This window comes from Sphaerimonospora cavernae (genome assembly GCF_042435035.1).
Classification (GTDB): Bacteria; Actinomycetota; Actinomycetes; order Streptosporangiales; family Streptosporangiaceae; genus Sphaerimonospora; species Sphaerimonospora cavernae.
This window is the reverse complement of the sequence record NZ_JBHMQT010000044.1, coordinates 273,352-291,440: the sequence shown is the minus strand read 5'-3', so window position 1 is coordinate 291,440 and position 18,089 is coordinate 273,352. Positions and strand designations below refer to the sequence as shown.

At 69.4% G+C, this 18,089-nt stretch carries 17 protein-coding genes and 1 pseudogene; 4 read left to right on the top strand and 14 right to left on the bottom strand.

Annotated elements, in window-relative coordinates; all coding sequences use genetic code 11:
- Nucleotides 1-29: 29 nt before the first annotated feature.
- Nucleotides 30-1,013: a UDP-glucose 4-epimerase GalE gene (gene galE / locus ACFHYQ_RS21410; protein WP_394302905.1), complete on the top strand. Its 984-nt coding sequence runs from the start codon at nucleotides 30-32 to the stop codon at nucleotides 1,011-1,013.
- Here galE and ACFHYQ_RS21405 read toward each other — a convergent pair.
- From ACFHYQ_RS21405 to ACFHYQ_RS21385, 5 genes are all read right to left on the bottom strand, one after another.
- The gene (locus ACFHYQ_RS21405) at nucleotides 999-1,838 is read right to left on the bottom strand and encodes a hypothetical protein (RefSeq protein ID WP_394302904.1); all 840 of its coding nucleotides are present in this window, start codon (nucleotides 1,836-1,838) and stop codon (nucleotides 999-1,001) included. The genes galE and ACFHYQ_RS21405 overlap by 15 nt on opposite strands.
- 138 nt (nucleotides 1,839-1,976) lie before the next feature.
- Nucleotides 1,977-2,861: a serine/threonine-protein kinase gene (locus ACFHYQ_RS21400; RefSeq protein WP_394303029.1), complete on the bottom strand. Its 885-nt coding sequence runs from the start codon at nucleotides 2,859-2,861 to the stop codon at nucleotides 1,977-1,979.
- A gap of 459 nt (nucleotides 2,862-3,320) precedes the next feature.
- Entirely contained in the window at nucleotides 3,321-4,538 is a 1,218-nt protein-coding gene (locus ACFHYQ_RS21395) for an NADP-dependent isocitrate dehydrogenase (protein ID WP_394302903.1), read from the bottom strand.
- A 129-nt stretch (nucleotides 4,539-4,667) separates the two neighbouring features.
- Complete coding sequence (locus ACFHYQ_RS21390; RefSeq protein WP_394302902.1) at nucleotides 4,668-4,958, bottom strand: DUF3017 domain-containing protein; 291 nt, start codon at nucleotides 4,956-4,958, stop codon at nucleotides 4,668-4,670.
- A 10-nt stretch (nucleotides 4,959-4,968) separates the two neighbouring features.
- The gene (locus tag ACFHYQ_RS21385) at nucleotides 4,969-6,090 is read right to left on the bottom strand and encodes a citrate/2-methylcitrate synthase (RefSeq protein ID WP_394302901.1); all 1,122 of its coding nucleotides are present in this window, start codon (nucleotides 6,088-6,090) and stop codon (nucleotides 4,969-4,971) included.
- Nucleotides 6,091-6,271: 181 nt separating this feature from the next.
- Here ACFHYQ_RS21385 and ACFHYQ_RS21380 point away from each other — a divergent pair, with 181 nt between their 5' ends.
- Nucleotides 6,272-6,925 (top strand): FHA domain-containing protein, encoded by a 654-nt coding sequence (locus tag ACFHYQ_RS21380; RefSeq protein ID WP_394302900.1) that lies wholly within the window; start codon nucleotides 6,272-6,274, stop codon nucleotides 6,923-6,925.
- A gap of 148 nt (nucleotides 6,926-7,073) precedes the next feature.
- On the opposite strand, the gene ACFHYQ_RS21375 is transcribed toward ACFHYQ_RS21380, so the two are convergent.
- The gene (locus ACFHYQ_RS21375; RefSeq protein ID WP_394303028.1) at nucleotides 7,074-7,484 is read right to left on the bottom strand and encodes a phosphatidylglycerol lysyltransferase domain-containing protein; all 411 of its coding nucleotides are present in this window, start codon (nucleotides 7,482-7,484) and stop codon (nucleotides 7,074-7,076) included.
- Nucleotides 7,485-7,527: 43 nt separating this feature from the next.
- Nucleotides 7,528-8,817 (bottom strand): annotated as a pseudogene (locus ACFHYQ_RS21370) (phosphatidylglycerol lysyltransferase domain-containing protein); the annotation flags it as partial.
- Nucleotides 8,818-8,970: 153 nt separating this feature from the next.
- Between ACFHYQ_RS21370 and ACFHYQ_RS21365 the strand changes: the two are divergent.
- A complete protein-coding gene (locus ACFHYQ_RS21365) occupies nucleotides 8,971-10,107 on the top strand; it encodes an alpha/beta hydrolase (protein WP_394302899.1) in 1,137 nt (378 codons plus the stop codon).
- A 41-nt stretch (nucleotides 10,108-10,148) separates the two neighbouring features.
- Here the strand turns inward: ACFHYQ_RS21365 and ACFHYQ_RS21360 are convergent, their stop codons facing one another.
- The 4 genes from ACFHYQ_RS21360 to purN form a co-directional block, all read right to left on the bottom strand.
- On the bottom strand, nucleotides 10,149-10,994 hold the full coding sequence (locus ACFHYQ_RS21360) for a bifunctional methylenetetrahydrofolate dehydrogenase/methenyltetrahydrofolate cyclohydrolase (protein WP_394302898.1): 846 nt from the start codon (nucleotides 10,992-10,994) through the stop codon (nucleotides 10,149-10,151).
- Between the two features lie 61 nt (nucleotides 10,995-11,055).
- On the bottom strand, nucleotides 11,056-11,223 hold the full coding sequence (locus tag ACFHYQ_RS21355; RefSeq protein WP_394302897.1) for a hypothetical protein: 168 nt from the start codon (nucleotides 11,221-11,223) through the stop codon (nucleotides 11,056-11,058).
- A gap of 139 nt (nucleotides 11,224-11,362) precedes the next feature.
- Nucleotides 11,363-12,910, bottom strand: a complete 1,548-nt coding sequence (gene purH, locus ACFHYQ_RS21350; protein ID WP_394302896.1) for a bifunctional phosphoribosylaminoimidazolecarboxamide formyltransferase/IMP cyclohydrolase — start codon at nucleotides 12,908-12,910, stop codon at nucleotides 11,363-11,365.
- Nucleotides 12,907-13,587 (bottom strand): phosphoribosylglycinamide formyltransferase, encoded by a 681-nt coding sequence (gene purN / locus ACFHYQ_RS21345; protein WP_394303027.1) that lies wholly within the window; start codon nucleotides 13,585-13,587, stop codon nucleotides 12,907-12,909. The genes purH and purN overlap by 4 nt, the downstream gene beginning before the upstream one ends.
- Nucleotides 13,588-13,780: 193 nt before the next feature.
- On the opposite strand from purN, the gene ACFHYQ_RS21340 reads away from it, so the two are divergent.
- Nucleotides 13,781-14,185 (top strand): hypothetical protein, encoded by a 405-nt coding sequence (locus ACFHYQ_RS21340; protein ID WP_394302895.1) that lies wholly within the window; start codon nucleotides 13,781-13,783, stop codon nucleotides 14,183-14,185.
- 35 nt (nucleotides 14,186-14,220) lie between these two features.
- Here the strand turns inward: ACFHYQ_RS21340 and ACFHYQ_RS21335 are convergent, their stop codons facing one another.
- The 3 genes from ACFHYQ_RS21335 to sucC form a co-directional block, all read right to left on the bottom strand.
- On the bottom strand, nucleotides 14,221-15,840 hold the full coding sequence (locus ACFHYQ_RS21335; RefSeq protein ID WP_394302894.1) for a cell division protein PerM: 1,620 nt from the start codon (nucleotides 15,838-15,840) through the stop codon (nucleotides 14,221-14,223).
- Between the two features lie 70 nt (nucleotides 15,841-15,910).
- Nucleotides 15,911-16,786: a succinate--CoA ligase subunit alpha gene (gene sucD / locus ACFHYQ_RS21330; protein WP_394302893.1), complete on the bottom strand. Its 876-nt coding sequence runs from the start codon at nucleotides 16,784-16,786 to the stop codon at nucleotides 15,911-15,913.
- Nucleotides 16,786-17,967, bottom strand: coding sequence for an ADP-forming succinate--CoA ligase subunit beta (sucC, locus tag ACFHYQ_RS21325; RefSeq protein ID WP_394302892.1), 1,182 nt, complete (start codon nucleotides 17,965-17,967; stop codon nucleotides 16,786-16,788). Before sucC ends, sucD begins: the two co-directional genes overlap by 1 nt.
- Between the last annotated feature and the right edge of the window lie 122 nt (nucleotides 17,968-18,089).

Genomic DNA, 18,089 nt, shown 5'->3' with positions numbered 1-18,089 from the left:
AATAAACAGAATCAAACTTAGGAGAGACAGTGCAGCTCTTGGTCACCGGTGGAGCGGGATACGTCGGCAGCGTGGTGGCCGCCCAGCTCGTCGAGGAGGGACACGAGGTCACCGTGCTGGACGACCTGTCGACGGGGCACGCGGACGCCGTGCCCACCGGCGCACGGTTCGTCCAGGGCTCGATCGCCGAGGTCGGCGGCCTGCTCGGCGAGAGCTTCGCGGAGTTCGACGCCGTGCTCCACTTCGCGGCGAAGTCGCTGGTGGGCGAGTCGATCGAGCAACCGGGCCGGTACTGGTCCAGCAACCTGGGCGGCACGCTCGCGCTGCTCGACGCGATGCGGCAGGCCGGCGTGGGCCGCATCGTGTTCTCCTCGACCGCCGCGACGTACGGCGAGCCCGAGCGCACGCCGATCCTGGAGACCGATCCGGCCCGGCCCACCAACCCCTACGGCGCGTCCAAGCTCGCCGTCGACACCGCGCTCGCCACGTTCTCCGATCTGTACGGCCTGGCCGCCGTCAGCCTGCGCTACTTCAACGTGGCCGGGGCGTACGGCGAGTTCCGTGAGCGGCACACGCCCGAGACCCACCTGATCCCGAACGTCCTGAAGGTCGCACTCGGCGAGCGCGAGTCGATCAGCGTGTTCGGCACCGACTACCCGACACCGGACGGCACCTGCGTCCGCGACTACATCCACGTCGCCGACCTCGGCCGTGCGCACCTGCTGGCCCTCCACGCCGCCACGGCCGGCACGCACCGGATCTTCAACCTCGGCAACGGCTCGGGCTTTTCCGTACAGGAGGTCATCGACGTCTGCCGCGAGGTGACCGGGCACGAGATCCCCGTGACGATCGGCCCGCGCCGTGCCGGCGACCCGGCCGCGCTGGTCGCCTCGTCGGAGAAGATCCAGCGGGAGCTCGGCTGGAAACCCGCCCACCCCTCGCTGCGCGACATCGTCTCCGACGCCTGGACGGCCGTGACGGCCGTGGCCGGAAAGGAGTCAACCTCGGCGTAGCGAGACCCGCATGCGGGCCTGGTTGTTGGCCGGCCGCCGGTCGCCGAAGTGGCGCGAGTAGACCGTCGCCATCGTGGACACGGCGCGCGAGGCGTGGGACGGCACGCGGAACATCAGCCTCAGCAGGCCGGTGGACCCGGACCTGATCGGCGGCATGGCGCATGCGACGAACGCCTTCCGGCTCCGGCAGCGTCCCCCGGTCGCCGACAGGAACCGGGCCCGCCGGGGCTGGAAGACGACATAGGCGTCCCGCACTATGCGCGGGCCCCGGTTGCGCACCTCGGCCCGTACCGAAAACCAGTGCCCCGGCCGGGCGAACCTGGTCGACGACCGGAAACGGACAGCGAGATCCGCCCCCGCGTCCACCTTGGTGACCGCTTTCGCGGTGTTGTCCGCCTCGTGGCCGTCCACGACCTCTGAAGCGATGCGGGCCTGGGCCCGGAGCGGGCCGTGCGCCCCCGGCCGGACCACACCGGTGATCGTCAAGCTGCCGGACTCGCCGGCGAGGACGTCCCGGTTCGACTCGCAGACCACCTCGCTGTAACCACGGGCCGGGCGGCACTCCGCCACGTTGACGTTGACGATCTGGAAATCGCGGGGCACGTTGACCCGCAGCACCGGCAGCACGGCGTCACCCGGCCCCTTGTTGTGCACCTTCACCCGGTAGACCAGCGGCTGACCCGGCTGCGCCACCTTCGGTGAGGCGGAGATCCGTACCGTGAGATCCGCCGATCCCCACTGCTCCACCTGATCCACTGCCACCGCCGGGCGCGGCACCCCGGCGACGAAAACGCAGAACAAACCCGTGACGACCCTACGACCCATGCGGCTCCCCCGAACGCTCGAGATCAATTCAACCGTGCCGAACTGCCCGCGCATCCCTCCGACACGCCGCCGCTGCGCGCGCTCCGGCGGTTTAAACATCGGGGCCCGCCGGGGCCCAGGGACAGCCGATGTACGGGGTCAGCCGGTGTACGGCCGGCCCGCGCCCGCGAGGCGTGCCGCATGTGACAGCACGACCGCCGAGGCGTCATCCGACTCCGGGAGGCCGAGCAGACCGAGCAGGACACGATCCGCCGTCGGCCGGTCGGCCGCCTGCTTGCTGAGGCATGCCCGCACGACCCCGCGAAGCGGATCGGACAGCATGCTGACGTCGATGTCCTCGTTGAGGATCCGGTTCAATGTGGCGGCGATGGACCCTCCGCCGAACGCCGCCTTCCCCGTCGCGGCGTACACAATGGTCGCGCCCCAGGCGAACACGTCGGTCGGCGTGCCCACCCCGCCGCCCGCGACCTGCTCGGGAGCGAGATAGGCGGGGGTTCCGATCGCCCGACTGGTGATGGTGCCGGTCGAGTCGACGATGCGGGCGATGCCGAAGTCGACCACGCGGGGCCCGCCGGCGGCGAGGAGCACGTTGTCGGGCTTGAAGTCGCGGTGCACGATCCCCGCATGATGGATCGCGGTCAGCGCGGTCGCCGTACCGACGGCCAGCCGGTCCAACTCCGTGCCGCGCAGCGGACCCGCCGCTTCGACCCTCTCCCGCAGCGATCTTCCCTCGATGTACTCGCTCGCGATGTACGGCGTATCGCCCTCGACATCGGCCATGAGGACCTGGGCGGTGCAGAAGCCGGCCACCCGCTGCGCCGCGCGCAGTTCCCTGGCGAAACGCGACCGCGCGATCGTGTCACCGTTGAACTTGACGTGCAGCAGCTTGATCGCGGCCCAGTCGCCCAACTCGTTCCTGCCGAGATAGACGATCCCCTGCCCGCCCTCGCCGATCCGGCCGGAGAGCGTGAACGGCCCCAGCCGGGTCGGGTCCCCGGGCCCGAGCGGCACGATCTGTGACATCACGCCCCCAAATTTGCGCGAACACCCCTCAGGGCTGGACGACCAACCCTCAGAATTGGACAAAAGCCCTCAAAATTGGGCAAGCGGCCCTCAAAGTTGGGCAAGCATCCGGTCAGCCCAACTTTACGGGCCCGCACTCGCAATCCAATTGCCGTGATCTTGCAATTACTCGCAGAAATCGCGCCGACCTGCATTTCACCCGTTGGTGATCTTGCAGAAACTCGCAGTCGACGTACTCGACCTGCACCTTTATCCTTCGTGATCTTGCACTGCGAGATCACGGAGGTTGTTTTCCCATGCCAAAGCCCATCCGCGCGAGTTTCTGCAAGATCATGAACGGTGAATGCGCAGGTCGTACAGCATCACTGCGAGTTTTCGCAAGATCACGGGCGGGAATGTGAAACAGGGCCGCCCCGGAGGAGGGCGGCCCTGTCTGTGCGGCCTGTCGAAGGGGACGGGTCAGAACGCCATCTTCTTCTTCAGGTTCTCGTCCAGCGCGGCGAGGAAGTCCTGGGTGGTCAGCCACTCGGCGTCGCCGCCGACCAGGAGGGCGAGGTCCTTGGTCATCTGACCGCCCTCGACGGTCTCGACGCAGACCCGCTCCAGCTTCTCGGCGAAGTCGATCACCTCGGGGGTGTTGTCGAGCTTGCCCCGGTGCTGCAGGCCGCGGGTCCAGGCGAAGATCGAGGCGATCGGGTTGGTCGAGGTCGGCTTGCCCTGCTGGTGCTGACGGTAGTGGCGGGTCACCGTGCCGTGGGCCGCCTCGGCCTCGACAGTGCGACCGTCGGGCGTCATGAGCACGCTGGTCATCAGGCCGAGCGAGCCGAAGCCCTGCGCCACCGTGTCGGACTGGACGTCGCCGTCGTAGTTCTTGCACGCCCAGACGTAGCCGCCCTCCCACTTGAGCGAGGCGGCCACCATGTCGTCGATCAGGCGGTGCTCATAGGAGATGCCGGCGGCCTCGAAGTCGGCCTTGAACTCGGTCTCGTAGACCTCCGCGAAGACATCCTTGAACCGGCCGTCGTACGCCTTGAGGATCGTGTTCTTGGTCGACAGGTAGACCGGGTAGCCGCGGTTGAGGCCGTACCGCATGGAAGCGCGGGCGAAGTCGCGGATCGACTCGTCGAGGTTGTACATCGCCATCGCGACGCCCGAACCGGGGAAGTCGAAGACGTTGAGCTCGATCGGCTCACCGCCGTCCTTCGGCGTGAACGTCAGCGTCAGCGTGCCCTCGCCGGGGACCTTGAGGTCGGTGGCGCGGTACTGGTCGCCGAACGCGTGACGGCCGACGACGATCGGCTTGGTCCAGCCGGGCACCAGACGCGGCACGTTGGACATGATGATCGGCTCGCGGAAGATGACGCCGCCGAGGATGTTGCGGATCGTCCCGTTCGGGGACTTCCACATCTTCTTGAGGCCGAATTCCTCGACGCGGGCCTCATCCGGGGTGATCGTGGCGCATTTGACGCCGACGCCGTACTTCTTGATGGCGTTGGCGGCGTCGATCGTGACCTGGTCGTCAGTGGCGTCGCGGTGCTCGATGCCGAGGTCGTAGTACTTCAGGTCGACGTCGAGGTAGGGAAGGATCAGCTGGTCCTTGATGAACTGCCAGATGATCCTCGTCATCTCGTCGCCATCGAGTTCGACGACCGGACCCGCTACCTTGATCTTGGGCATGCGTGGGGTTCCCCTTCTGAAACTAACTGGCCAGACAGTCCTTTTTGAGGCTCACTGGCCGTTGAGGCTATCGGATGGCTGTGGTAGTGCCTCGATCCAGGGCGCGAGCTGGGTCGCGTCAGACGTTCCCTAGGGATGGTGCAGAGGCGGCAGCAGCAGGCTCAGGGAGCCTGCCAGCAGGGCCGCGCCCAGCAGGGCGAGCACGGCCGTGTCCGTCTTACGGCTCCGCACGGCCAGCATCCCTGCCCTGCGACCGGAACCGAGGAAGCGCAGCGCGGCCCCGACGAGAAGCGACCCGCCGATGGTCGCGCCGCCCGCCCAGGGTGCCGCCCCCAGGCCGACCGCGCCCAGCCCGGCCGCCGCGCCCGCCACCACCAGCAGGTACGGCCTCCAGATCTGACCCTTGCCGCTCGCCTTCACACCTGTCGGGTCACCGTTCGTCGATCGGGATCCACTTCTGGTCGCGCTCCCCGATGTACTCGCTGTCCGGCCGGATCAGCCGGTTGTCCGCGTGCTGCTCGATCACATGCGCGGTCCAGCCGGACATCCGGCTGACGGAGAAGACCGGGGTGAACAGATCCGTCGGGATCCCCAGGTAGTGGTAGACCGTCGCGGCGTAGAAGTCCACGTTCGGGTAAAGACCCTTCTCCGCGAAGACGACCTCCTCCATCTCCTTGGACATCCGATAGTAGGTGTCGTCGCCGGACGCCTCACCGAGTTCCCGCGACATCCGCCGCAGATGCGTCGCCCGGGGATCCTCCGTCTTGTAGACACGGTGCCCGAAGCCCATGATCTTCTCGCCGGCCGCGAGCTTGTCCCGTACGGCTTGTGCCACGCCGCTCGGGTCCAACGCTTCCAGCGTACGCATGACCTGCTCGTTGGCCCCGCCGTGCAGGGGACCCTTGAGGGTCCCGATGGCCGCCACGATGGCCGAATGCATGTCGGACAGCGTGGCCGCGCAGACCCGGGCGGCGAAGGTCGAGGCGTTCATCGTGTGGTCGGCGTGCAGGACCAGACACGCGTCGAAGATCTCCGTCTCGCGCGGCGACGGCCGCCGTCCGGTGATCTGCAGCAGGAAGTTGGCGGCGATGCCGAGCTCAGGATCCGGTTCCGGAATCTCGGCGCCGGTTCTGGCGGCGTGATAATGAGCGACCAGGATCGGCTGCTGCGCCGTCAGCCGCGCCGCCTTGCGGCGGTTGGCGTCCGCGGCGTTGGAGTTCTTGTCCGGGTCGTCGGCAGCCGACAACGAGACCAGCGTGCGCAGGGCCGCCATCGGTGCCTGCTTCTCGGCGATCTCGGCGACGTTGTTTTCGGCGAGCCCGCCCAGGCTGCGTCCCCGGGCCAGCTCGGCGCCGTATTCGGCGAGCTGGTCGCGTGCCGGCAGCGTTCCGCGCTGAAGCAGATGGGCGATCTCTTCGAAGGTGGTGCGGCCGGTCAGGTCGTGGATGTCGTAGCCACGATAGAAGAGCCGTCCGGCCTTGCCGTCGATGTCACTCAGCGCTGTGGACGCGGCGACGACATCGGCGAGGCCTTTGGTGGGCTTGTCAGCCATGAGTATTTCCTCCGCTTATCTTCCTCCGAAGTCTACCCGTGAGCAGACAAAACGCCCATGATTGGTCCAGACCAGCGACAAGAAAGATTCTGCTTCTCGTAAAGGAGATTCCCCATCGCCACGGGTGGGTAAGCCGGACGTGTAGCGAAAGTAACGGCGGGCTACCTGGGGAGGAACTGCCGTGGAGGGGCCGTTCATTCGGATCGAGGACAGCGGCGACATCATGCCGCTACGCCCCGACGTCACCACGATCGGTCGTGGCCGAGGCGTGGACATCCGGCTGGCGGATCCGAGCGTGTCACGGCTGCACGCCGAATTCGTCCGTCGCGGGACCTACTTGTACGTCGTTGACCTGGGCCTGTCCCGCAACGGCACGCGTGTGAACGGCAGGCCGATCGCCCGGAGGGTCCTCGATGACGGCGACGTCGTCTCATTCGGCGCCGCCCGTGCCCGCGTCGGCGGGATCCCCCGTGAGGATCTCGCCCCCGAGGTCGAACTGCGGCGTGCCGCCGCACCCGAACTGACCCGCCGCGAGGTCGACGTGCTCACGTCGCTGTGCCGACCGGCCCTGTCGGACGAGGCCTTCGTGGCGCCGGCGACGGCCAAGGAGATCGCGGACGACCTCGTCGTGACGGAGGCGGCCGTCAAGCAACACCTGCTGAGGCTTTACCAGAAGTTCCGCATTCCCGAGGGAAGCAACCGGCGGACCCGGCTGGCCAACGAGGTCGTCGCCCTGGGCCTGGTGCGGCCCACTCCCGTCGTGCCGCCGCAACGGCCCACCGCACCGGTCGACCCCGAGCACCACCGAGCCGCTGCCGGCCGCCGCGCTTCCTGACCAGGCATTTCGGCGCCACCGGACAGGCGTGCCGGAAATCGCGGAAAAAAGTTCGTCGCCCGTGTCGATTCCGGCTCGCATGGTCGGCGCCGGGGTGTTCCGCACCGACCTCGCCCGACGCGCTGGCGGCCGAGCATGCGCTCGCCGACTATCCCGACCTGCCCGGCTTTCCGGGCATCATGCCGCTCCTTCCCCACGCGAACGGCGGTCTCGGCAGGCCCAGCGTCAGGAACGCCTCCGCCTGGAGCGCGGAGACGCCGATCCGGGGCAGGTCCCGAGCCGTCGGATAAACCAGGAATCTCGGCTCCCAGATGGGGCGGAACTTGGCGTTGAACTTGTACAGCGACTCGATCTGGAGCCATCGGGACAGGAGCACGAGGATGCCACGCCAGGCGCGCAGGACCGGCCCCGCGCCGAGGCGTTCGCCTCGGGCCAGCGCTGATCGGAACATGGCGAAGTTCAGCGAGACCCTGGTCACCCCGAGATCGGGAGCCGCCTGCAGCGCCTTCACGATCAGCAGTTCGTTGAGCCCCGGGTCGGCCAGACGGTCGCGGCGCATCAGATCGAGGGAGATTCCGTCGCCCCCCCCAGGGGACGAAGTGCAGGACCGCGCGGATGTCGCCGCCGGGCGTGCCCTCCTCGGTCTCCTTGTGCGCGGTGGCCACGATGCAGTCGCCGTCAGCGGGATCGCCGAAGCGCCCCAGAGCCATTGAGAAGCCCCGCTCGACCTCGGTGCCGCGCCAGAAGTCGGCGGCCCGCCTGATCCGGTCCCGCTCCTCCTCGGTGAGATCCCCCACCCGCCGCACCCGGCAGTCGTAGCCGAGACGCTCGACCCGGTTGACCATCTGGCGGACGTTGCGCATCGCCCGGCCCTCCAGGGTGAAGTCGGCCACCTCGACGATCGCCTCGTCGCCCAGTTCCAGGGCGTCCAGGTCGCCCTCGCGAGTCCAGACGTTGCCGGCGGCCTCGCTGCAGCCGATCACGGCGGGCACCCAGGCGTGCCGCCCGGCCTCCTCCAGGAACCGCTTGATCGCCCCGGGCCATGCCTCGACATCGCCGATCGGGTCGCCGCCGGCGAGCATCACACCCGCGACGACGCGGTAGGCGATGGCGGCCTTGCCGCTCGGCGAGAAGATCACGCTCTTGTCCCGTCTCAGCGCGAAGTAGCCCAGCGAGTCCTGCGTGCCGTACCTGTCGAGCAGCGTGCGGACCCGGGCCTCGTCGTCGGCGCTGAGCGCGGCGGCCGGTCGCTCGGGCCGCAGAGCCAGGTAGATGGTCGAGACGGCGGTGAGCGCGCCGAGCCCGGCCAGTGAGAAGTACACCAGGTCGGCCGTGCGGTCCGAGTAGAAGCCGACGGGCCCCTCCAGGCCGAACAGTCCGAGGATCACATGCTGGAGCTGGTCGCTCGTCGTGGGCCGGCCGATCACGCTCCTGGTGTGCGTGGCGACGAGGATCCATCCGATGGTGACGTCGAAGGCCCCGAGCGCGAGAACGTTCCACAGCGCCCGCCAGCGTGATCGGGGATCCGAGAGAGCGTAGAACTCACGCCGGTTGAGCAGCAGCACCACGCACAGCACCAGGCTGACGGTCGCGGCGATCGGATGGCGCCAGCGCAGCGCCTCGATGGCGGCGCCGAGCGGCAGGAGCACCACGACCGCTCGCCACGCCCGCACCTTCCGGCGGCGCAGGGCGTGCGCCAACATGATCAGCAGGATGCCCACCAGCAGCGTGGCCGCCTGGGCGAGAGTGGTGACGCTTCCCGGCAGGACGCTCGCGATCTCGCTGATCCTGCTCGCCCGGAAATGCGGGGCGACGCCTTTGACGATGTCCAGAACTCCGATCACCAGGGCCGCGTAACCCGCGGCTGCTGGGATCCAGGGGCGGGAGACCACTCCGCGCAGAATTGCTGTCCGAGCGCTCACGGGTGGAAACGATAGCCCCGCGAAACCGCGCTCGTCCGCCCCCTACGCTCCTTGACCTTGGCCTTACCTGTGAGGAGTACCTTGGGCTACGCCGACTGACACAGGGCCGCGGGGGAGGCGGACGTGGAACTCACGGGCACGGCGATTCAGCTGCTGTTCGCGGTCTTGGCGATCACGAGCCTGGCCGCGACGGTGTGGCTGTGGCCGAACCTGAGCAGGCGGAACAGGCGGGCGGTGGCGGGCCGGATCGGTTTACTGATCGGCGATCAGGCCCTCACGCTCATCGCGATCGGCCTGGTGGTCAACTCCTACTTCGGGTTCTACGGCTCATGGGCCGACCTGTTCGGTACGGATCAGTCCACGGCGCCCATCATCGCGGCGGACAGCGGAGTGGTCGCCGGACAGGCCGGGCTGATCCGCGTGCTCGGCGACAGGCCGGTCCTGGTCCCCAAGGCCAGGGCGGGCCGCGCCGTAGGGCGCCTCGAACAGGTCGTCATCTCCGGGGCGCGGTCGGGGCTGAGCTCACCCGCGTACGTCTACCTGCCGCCGCAGTACTTCGAGAAGAAACACGTGAACTCCCGGTTCCCGGTGATCGTCGCGCTCACCGGCTACCCGGGTGACGCCAGGAACCTGATCACCAGGATGAACATTCCCGGCCGGATGGCCAAGGCGATCCTCGCCCATGAGGTCAGCCCCGCCGTGGTGGTGCTCATGCGCCCCACGGTTGCTCCCCCGCGGGACACCGAATGCGCTGACGTGCCCGGCGGGCCGCAGGTGGAGACCTATTTCGCCGAGGACCTGCCGGAGGCCATGGCCGGCACCTTCCGGGTCGGTACCGAGGCCGCGAACTGGGGCATCCTGGGTAGCTCCACGGGCGGCTACTGCGCGCTGAAGCTGGGCATGCGCCATCCCGACGCGTTCTCGGCGGTGGTTTCGCTCTCCGGCTACTACCACACCCTGATCGACGTCACCACAGGCGACCTGTTCGGCGGCAGCCGGCGATTGCGCGAGGAGAGCGACCTGATGTGGCGGCTCGCCCATCTGCCCGCCCCGCCGATCTCGGTACTGGTGACGAGCAGCCGCCGGGGAGAGGCCGACTACAAGCCGACGGAGAAGTTCCTCGCCGCGGCGAAACCCCCGATGCAGGCCTCGTCGCTGATCCTGCCGAGCGGCGGTCACAACTTCGCCACCTGGAACCGCGAACTCCCCCAGGCCCTGCCCTGGCTCGCACAGCGACTGCACTCCCCCGACAGCGCCTGACGGTCCGTAAGGCCCGAGGAGGGCGGCCGGGGGGCGGGGGGTCAGGACCGCTCGGCAGCCTCGACCACGTTGGCGAGCAGCATGGCCCGCGTCATGGGCCCGACCCCGCCCGGGTTCGGCGCGACGAATCCCGCCACATCGAGGACGTCCGGCGCCACGTCGCCGGCGAGCTTCCCTTCGACCCGGGAGACTCCCACGTCGAGCACGGCCGCACCGGGCTTGACCATCTCCGCCGTCACCAGGCCGGGCACGCCGGCGGCCGCCACGACGATGTCGGCCTTGCGCACGTGGGATGCCAGGTCCTGCGTCCCGGTGTGGCACAGCGTCACCGTCGCGTTCTCGGCACGCCGGGTGAGCAGCAGCCCCAGCGGGCGACCCACCGTGATGCCCCGGCCGATCACCACGACCTCGGCGCCCTTGATCGACACGCCGTACTCCTGCAGGAGCACCACGATGCCGCGCGGCGTGCACGGCAGCGGCGCGTCGACCATGTGCACGAGGCGGCCGAGGTTGACCGGGTGCAGGCCGTCGGCGTCCTTGGCGGGGTCCATCCGCTCGATGAGCGCCTGGGTGTCCAGGTGGCGGGGCAGCGGGAGCTGGATGATGTAGCCGGTGCACGCCGGGTCGGCGTTGAGTTCGTCGACCGCGGCCGTCACGTCCGCCTGGCTCGCGTCAGCCGGCAGATCCTTGCGGATGGAGGCGATGCCGACCTCGGCGCAGTCACGGTGCTTTCCGGCCACGTAGATCTGGCTGCCCGGGTCCTCTCCGACCAGGATCGTGCCGAGGCCGGGGTTGATGCCCCGGGCCGCCAGCGCCTTGACCCGACCCGCGAGATCGGCCTTGATCTTCGCTGCCGTCGCCTTGCCGTCCAGAATCCTCGCGCTCATGCCGCCATCCTCCCACGGCCGTCAGTCCGCCCCACCTCTCAGTCAGCGCCCCACCTCTCAGTCAGCGCTGTTCGCGCCTCTCGATGATGCGGCGGGTGAAGGGGATGAACTCCACGATCCGCCAGCCGAAGTAGGCCGCGGCGATCGCGACGAGGACCAGGGCGACCGGGCTGCTCCCCAGCTCGTTCATCAGGATCAGAGAGTTCGCCACGACGTCGAGCAAAGGCATGGAAGAGCTCCGGGAGAGGAAGGAGTGGGAAACCGCGCCCAAGAGTATCCGACTCCTTGAACCATTTATCCCATTTACCCCAGAAAACACGGTACGGCCCCCGGCGCCGGGAGCCGTACCGAACGGAAACGCAGGCGAATCAGTGGAAGAAGTGGCGGGTGCCGGTGAAGTAGAGCGTGATGCCCGCCTCTGCGGCCGCCGCGATCACCTCGTCGTCCCGGATCGAGCCGCCGGGCTCGACGATCGCCTTCACCCCGGCCTCGGTCAGCACCTGGAGGCCGTCGGGGAAGGGAAAGAACGCGTCGGAGGCCCCGACGGAGCCGGCCGCCCGCTCCCCCGCACGCGAGACCGCGAGGCGTGCCGAGTCGACCCGGTTCACCTGGCCCATGCCGACCCCCACGGTGGCGCCGCCGGACGCCAGCAGGATGGCGTTCGACTTCACCGACCGGCAGGCCCGCCACGCGAACACCAGGTCAGTCAGAACCTCGGGCGAGGCCGGCTCACCCGTCTTGAGCTCCCAGGCGGCGGGGTCGTCGCCCGGCGCGTCCACGCGGTCGGCCGTCTGCACGAGCAGCCCGCCGTCGATGCGGCGGAACTCCGCCGGGTTGCGCGGGCCGGTCGGGCAGGCGAGCAGCCGGATGTTCTTCTTCCCGCGCAGCACCTCCAGCGCGTCCGCGGCGAACGACGGCGCGACGACCACCTCGGTGAAGATCGGCGCGATCTGCTCGGCGAGCTCCCGGGTGACCTCGCGGTTGACCGCGATGACGCCGCCGTACGCCGACACGGGGTCGCACTCGTGTGCCTTGCGGTGGGCCTCGGCCACGTCGGCGCCCACCGCGATGCCGCAGGGGTTGGCGTGCTTGATGATCGCCACGCACGGCTGGTCGAAGTCCCAGGCCGCCCGCCACGCGGCGTCGGCGTCCACGTAGTTGTTGTAGGACATCTCCTTGCCGTGCAGCTGCTCGGCGCCGGCCAGGCCGTCCTCCTGCCCGGAGTAGAGCGCGGCGCCCTGGTGGGGGTTCTCGCCATAGCGAAGGACCGCCCTGCGTCGCCAGGCCGCACCCATGAACGCCGGCCACTCGTCGACACCGTCCGGGGCGTATACGTCGGCGAACCACGAGGCCACCGCGACGTCGTAGGAGGCCGTGTGCGCGTAGGCGGCCGCGGCGAGCCGCCGTCGCTCGGTCAGCGTGAACCCGCCCTCGGCCACCGCCGCCAGCGCCGCGCCGTAGGACGAGGGATCGACGACGACGGCGACCGTACCGTGGTTCTTCGCCGCCGCGCGGATCATCGCCGGGCCGCCGATGTCGATCTGCTCGACGCACTCGGCGTCCGACGCGCCCGAAGCGACCGTCTCCGCGAACGGGTACAGGTTGACCACCGCGAGCTGGAACGGCTCGATCTCGAGCTCCTCCAGTTGCTTGACGTGCGAAGCGTTCGCCCCGTCGGCCAGCAGACCGGCGTGCACCCGGGGATGCAGGGTCTTGACCCGCCCGTCCAGGCACTCGGGGAAACCGGTGAGCGACTCCACCTTCGTCACCGGGATGCCGAAGGACGCGATCGCGGCGGCCGTGCCACCGGTCGAGACGAGTTCCACGCCCGCGGCGTCGAGCCCCCGGGCCAGATCCTCCAGCCCGGTCTTGTCGTATACCGCGATCAGCGCGCGCCGGATGGCGATGCGGGTCACTTCGTTCCTCCTGGTTCCTGGCATTGCTGGAAGCTCTCCTCCCGGCCCGTACGGCCCGCGCCGCCGGGCTCGCCCGTACGGCCGATGCGTACGGTTCGACCGGTCACGGTCCAGCCGTCCCGGGCCATCCGGCCGACGACCTCGACGAGCAGCCGCCGCTCGACGGTCTTGATCCGCTCGTGCAGGGTCTCCTCGTCGTCACCCTCCCGTACGGCCACCGCCTCCTGGGCGATCACCGGCCCGGTGTCCACGCCGGTGTCGACGAGGTGGACTGTGCATCCGGTGAGGCGGACGCCGTAGGCGAGGGCGTCTCGGACCGCGTGCGCGCCCGGGAACGCGGGCAGCAGCGCGGGATGGGTGTTGACCACGGGAAACGCCGCCAGCACGCGCGGGCCGAGGATCTTCATGAACCCGGCGGAGACCACCAGATCCGGCTTGTGCTCCGCGATCCGCACGGCGAGATTCTCGTCCCATTCATCCCGGTCCGCGTGATCGCTCACTTGCTCGACGAAAGTCGGGACGCCCGCACGCTCAGCCCGGGTGAGACCCTCGATGCCATGGCGGTCGGCTCCGACGGCGACCACGCGTGCGCCGAAGGCGTCACTGGCCGTGGCGTCCAGCAGGGCTTGTAGATTGGTCCCAGAACCCGAGACGAGGACCACGAGCCGGAAGGACAGGGCGGAACTCCTTCGTGAGCGGGCTTCGTTTTGCAGGTGACCATCATGAGATGGTTCCTTGGAAGACGGTCGGTGGGCCGGCCGTCCCCGAACGGCGAACGGGATGACCCCCGCACGAAAAGCGTATCGGGCGCCGACCACCACGATCTACGACGGTCCACCCCCGAGCAACGCGAGGCGAGGCGAAGAGAACGTGACAGCACCCCTCCAGATGTCGGCCCCCGAGACCGGCGGCCGAAGGGCGCTCGCCCTGGCGATCATGGCGCTGATCTTCACGGTGATGCTGCCCGCCGCCGGGCTGGCGCTGTCCATCTTCGGCATCATCCTCGCGATCCGCGACCTGCGTGCGCTTCAGGCCGCGAAGCAGCGGATCGGCGTGGCGACCGGCGCGATCGTGATCTCGTCCGTCGCGTTCGTGCTGGGCCTGATGACGACAGCATTCCAGTTCTACTTCTCGGCCGAGCTCGCGGCCTACACGGAGTGCCGCAAGGGCGCGGGAACGGTCGAGGCCCAGCAGCACTGCTCCGACCAGCTCATTCGGTCACTGGAGAAGAAGCTCGGCGTCACCCTTCCTCCCAACTTCCCCACCCCCGCCTGACTTTCCACACTCCCGCCTGACTTTCCCCACCCCTCCTATTCGCGGTCCCAGGCGTAGGGGTCCATGTAGATCACGTGGCCGCCGCGGTCGTCGGACTCGTCCACGATGTCCTTCCTGTCGTCCCGCCTGTCATGCTGCCTGTCGTGCTGTCGGGCGGAGTCCTCGCGGCCGCCGAACGTCTCCGCCGCCGCGGCCGCGTGCTCGTCGGGCCAGTCATCCTTGATCACGGGTATCGGCTGGGTGTCCGCCTCGGTGGCGTCCATCCAGTGCCCGGGAAGGACACGCGCGTTCCGGTCGTGCGGCCGGACGCGACGGGCCGCCTTGGTGATCGCCGCCCCCGCCTTCCGTACCGGCTCCGGCGCGACGGCCGGGCGACGTGAGATCAGCCACCAGTTGGCGAGCCCGGCGGAGATTCCTGCCGCGACGCCGACCTCCAGCGTGACCGACAGCGCCACCTCCCAGGGCGAGGGCCCGATGACCGACAGCCGGGCTCCGCCCAGCGGGCCACCCGACAGCGCCGCGAGCGCGCCCGCCATCATGCCCGTCGACAGGCCGCAGACGAAACCCCACAGCGGCGCGGCCTCGATCGACGGCGTCGGCGCGATGCGGGCCATGACGACGCCCGCGACCGCGCCGGCGGCGAACGGCGCCGCGATGACAGCCATCACCCAGGCGGGCGTCGTACCGGGCGCGGGCAGCGCCCCGAGCATCGGCAGCGTGGGAACGGCGCTCAGCTTCACGCCGGTGGGCGCGACCAGCGTCCCCGTCCCGATCGCGAACCCCGGCCCTGCGATGTAGGACAAGCCCCAGATCACGGCGTTGAACAGGTAGAGGCCCTCGAGGAGCAGTAGCAGCAGGCCGCCGACGAACCCCGGGCTGAGCATGTCGGAGCGGTCGCGGATCTCCCCGAAGTTCACCACGATGGCGGCGAGCACCAGCACAGCGGCGGCGGCGAGCTGCAATGTCAGCGCGGCAGCCGTACCGGCCACGAGCGAGCGGGCCCGCTCGGGCAGCAGGCGCAGCATCGACCGCCACGGGCCTATCGTGCGCGCGGTGGCGACGGATCCGGTGAGGAAGGCCAGCACGAAATGGCTGACGAGTGCCTCCCCCAGGAACGGCTGGGTCACCTCGTTGCGTGCGACCAGGGCAATGACGCCCGCCAACAGGGCGTACGGCGCGGCCAGCGAGATGCCCGCCTGCGCCACGAGCACGAGCTGCGCGCGCCGGCGGGCGTTCTCGACGTCCCGGGGAGTGCCCTTCGGGAGCCGGGCGGGCATGCGCAGCCGCAGGTCGGCGTCCCGGGCCATCCACAGGCCGGCGCGATAGAGCAGCGCACCGGGCAGGATCATCAGTCCGAGCGGCAGCAGTCCGATCCGGCCGCCGCCGGGGATGGCGAACCCCGCGTGGTGCGCGGCGAGCCAGAGCTGGCAGGCAGTACGGAACACTCCGGGCAGGCCCTCGCCGAAGGCCCCGCGCGGCGCGGCCATCCAGCCGATGAGCGTGAGCGTGGTCAGTACGGCCAGGCCGACGCCGAGTGTCCAGACCGCGGCCAGCATGCCGGAGACGGGCAGCGGGCGACGGGTTTCCTCGTCGTCCCCGAGGCGGCTGAGGACGGCACGGGGGGCAGTCCGAAGCTGGTCGAAAAGGGCCGTCACGCTACCCCATGATCCCAGCAGAGACCCGCGAATCCTCGGAGCCACGCCGCCCGGCTGCGGCAACCGTGGGTCAGCGGGACCGCATGACCTCGCGCATGAGGCGGGCGGTCTCGCTGGGGGTGCGGCCGACGCGGACGCCGACCTTCTCCAGCGCCTCCTTCTTGGCCTGGGCGGTGCCGGCCGAGCCGGACACGATCGCACCGGCGTGCCCCATGGTCTTGCCCTCGGGAGCGGTGAACCCGGCGACGTAGGCGACGACCGGCTTGGTCACGTGCTCCTCGATGTAGGCCGCGGCCCGCTCCTCGGCGTCGCCGCCGATCTCACCGATCATCACGATCGCGTCGGTGTCCGGGTCATCCTGAAACGCCTGCAGAGCATCGATGTGCGTGGTGCCGATGACGGGGTCGCCGCCGATGCCGACGCAGGTGGAGAAACCGATGTCCCGCAGCTCGTACATGAGCTGGTAGGTCAGCGTGCCTGACTTCGAGACCAGGCCGATGCGGCCGGGCGTGGTGATGTCGGCCGGGATGATGCCGGCGTTGGACGCGCCGGGCGAGGCGATGCCGGGGCAGTTGGGCCCGATGATGCGGGTCTTTCCGCCCTTTTCCACCGCGTAGGCCCAGAACTCGGTCGTGTCGTGGACCGGCACGCCCTCGGTGATGACCACGCAGAGCGGGATCTCGGCGTCGATGGCCTCCTTGACGGCGGCCTTGGTGGCGGCCGGAGGCACGAAGACGACGGACACGTCGGCACCGGTCTGCTCCGCGGCCTCCTTGACCGTGCCGAAGACGGGCAGGCCCTCGTGCACGATGCCGGCCTTGCGGGCGTTCACGCCTCCGACGACCCTGGCGCCGGCGGCGAGCATGCGGCGGGTGTGCTTGGTGCCCTCCGAACCCGTCATGCCCTGAACAATGATCTTGCTGTTCTCTGTGAGCCAGATGGCCATTACGCACCTACCGTGGCAAGCTCGGCGGCACGCTTGGCCGCTTCGTCCATCGTGTCGACCAGCTCGACGCGCGGCAGCGCGGCGTCGGCCAGGATCTGCCGCCCGAGGTCGGCGTTGTTGCCGTCCAGCCGGACGACCAGCGGATGCGTCACCGCCTCGCCCCGGCTCTCCAGCAGCGTGAAGGCCGCCACGATGCCGTTGGCGACCGCGTCGCAAGCGGTGATGCCGCCGAAGACGTTGACGAAGACCGACTTCACCGACGGGTCCGAGAGGATGATCTCCAGACCGTTCGCCATCACCTCGGCCGAGGCGCCGCCGCCGATGTCGAGGAAGTTGGCCGGCTTCGGCCGGCCCGGGAACGCCTCGCCCGCGTAGGCGACCACGTCGAGGGTCGACATGACCAGGCCGGCGCCGTTGCCGATGATGCCGACCGTGCCGTCGAGCTTGACGTAGTTGAGGTGCTTCTCCTTGGCCCGCGCCTCGAGCGGGTCCTCGGCCGCCTTGTCGACGTACTGCACGTGCTCCGCCTGGCGGAAGGTCGCGTTGTCGTCGAGGGTGACCTTGCCGTCGAGGGCCTTCACCTGGCCGTCGGCCGACAGGATCATCGGGTTGACCTCGACGAGCGAGGCGTCCTCGTCGACGAACACGGCCCAGAGCTTCTCGATGAGCTCGGCGGCGCCGTCCAGCGCCTTCTCGGGCAGGCCGCCGGCCTGGGCGATCTCGCGGGCGCTGGCCCGGTCCACGCCGGCGAGCGGGCTGACCGGCACCTTGGCGACCTTCTCGGGCGCGGTGTGCGCCACCTCTTCGATGTCCATTCCGCCGGACGCCGAGCAGATGGCGAGGAACGTGCGGTTGGCCCGGTCGAGCAGGAAGGAGAAGTAGTACTCCTCCGCGATCTGGCTGGCCTCCTCGATCAGGACCTTGTGGACCGTGTGGCCCTTGATGTCCATCCCGAGGATCTGCGTCGCCTTCGCATGCGCGTCGGCCACGTCGTCGGCCACCTTCACACCGCCGGCCTTGCCGCGTCCGCCGGTCTTGACCTGTGCCTTGACCACAACCCGGCCGGTCAGTTGCCCGGCGGCCGCACGCGCCTCCTCCGCGGTGTGCGCGACGATTCCGCGCGGCACCGGGATGCCGTATTCAGCGAAGAGCTCCTTCGCCTGATGTTCGAACAGGTCCACGAGGGTCCGTCCCCTTTGACGTCGATCGCCGGGCACCGTCGTTCCGCCCGGCATTTTCCGCCAATGAAGCCTAGCCCCCGTATGAAGGTGACCTCGTCATCGGGTCCGCGTAAAACCTGGCC

Bases quoted from the DNA above. Each gene is read 5' to 3' on its own strand.
- ACFHYQ_RS21405 (WP_394302904.1), bottom strand. From the start codon at position 1,838: ATGGGTCGTAGGGTCGTCACGGGTTTGTTCTGCGTTTTCGTCGCCGGG.
- ACFHYQ_RS21400 (WP_394303029.1), bottom strand. From the start codon at position 2,861: ATGTCACAGATCGTGCCGCTCGGGCCCGGGGACCCGACCCGGCTGGGG.
- ACFHYQ_RS21395 (WP_394302903.1), bottom strand. From the start codon at position 4,538: ATGCCCAAGATCAAGGTAGCGGGTCCGGTCGTCGAACTCGATGGCGAC.
- ACFHYQ_RS21385 (WP_394302901.1), bottom strand. From the start codon at position 6,090: ATGGCTGACAAGCCCACCAAAGGCCTCGCCGATGTCGTCGCCGCGTCC.
- ACFHYQ_RS21375 (WP_394303028.1), bottom strand. From the start codon at position 7,484: ATGCGCCGCGACCGTCTGGCCGACCCGGGGCTCAACGAACTGCTGATC.
- ACFHYQ_RS21360 (WP_394302898.1), bottom strand. From the start codon at position 10,994: ATGAGCGCGAGGATTCTGGACGGCAAGGCGACGGCAGCGAAGATCAAG.
- ACFHYQ_RS21355 (WP_394302897.1), bottom strand. From the start codon at position 11,223: ATGCCTTTGCTCGACGTCGTGGCGAACTCTCTGATCCTGATGAACGAG.
- sucD (WP_394302893.1), bottom strand. From the start codon at position 16,786: ATGGCCATCTGGCTCACAGAGAACAGCAAGATCATTGTTCAGGGCATG.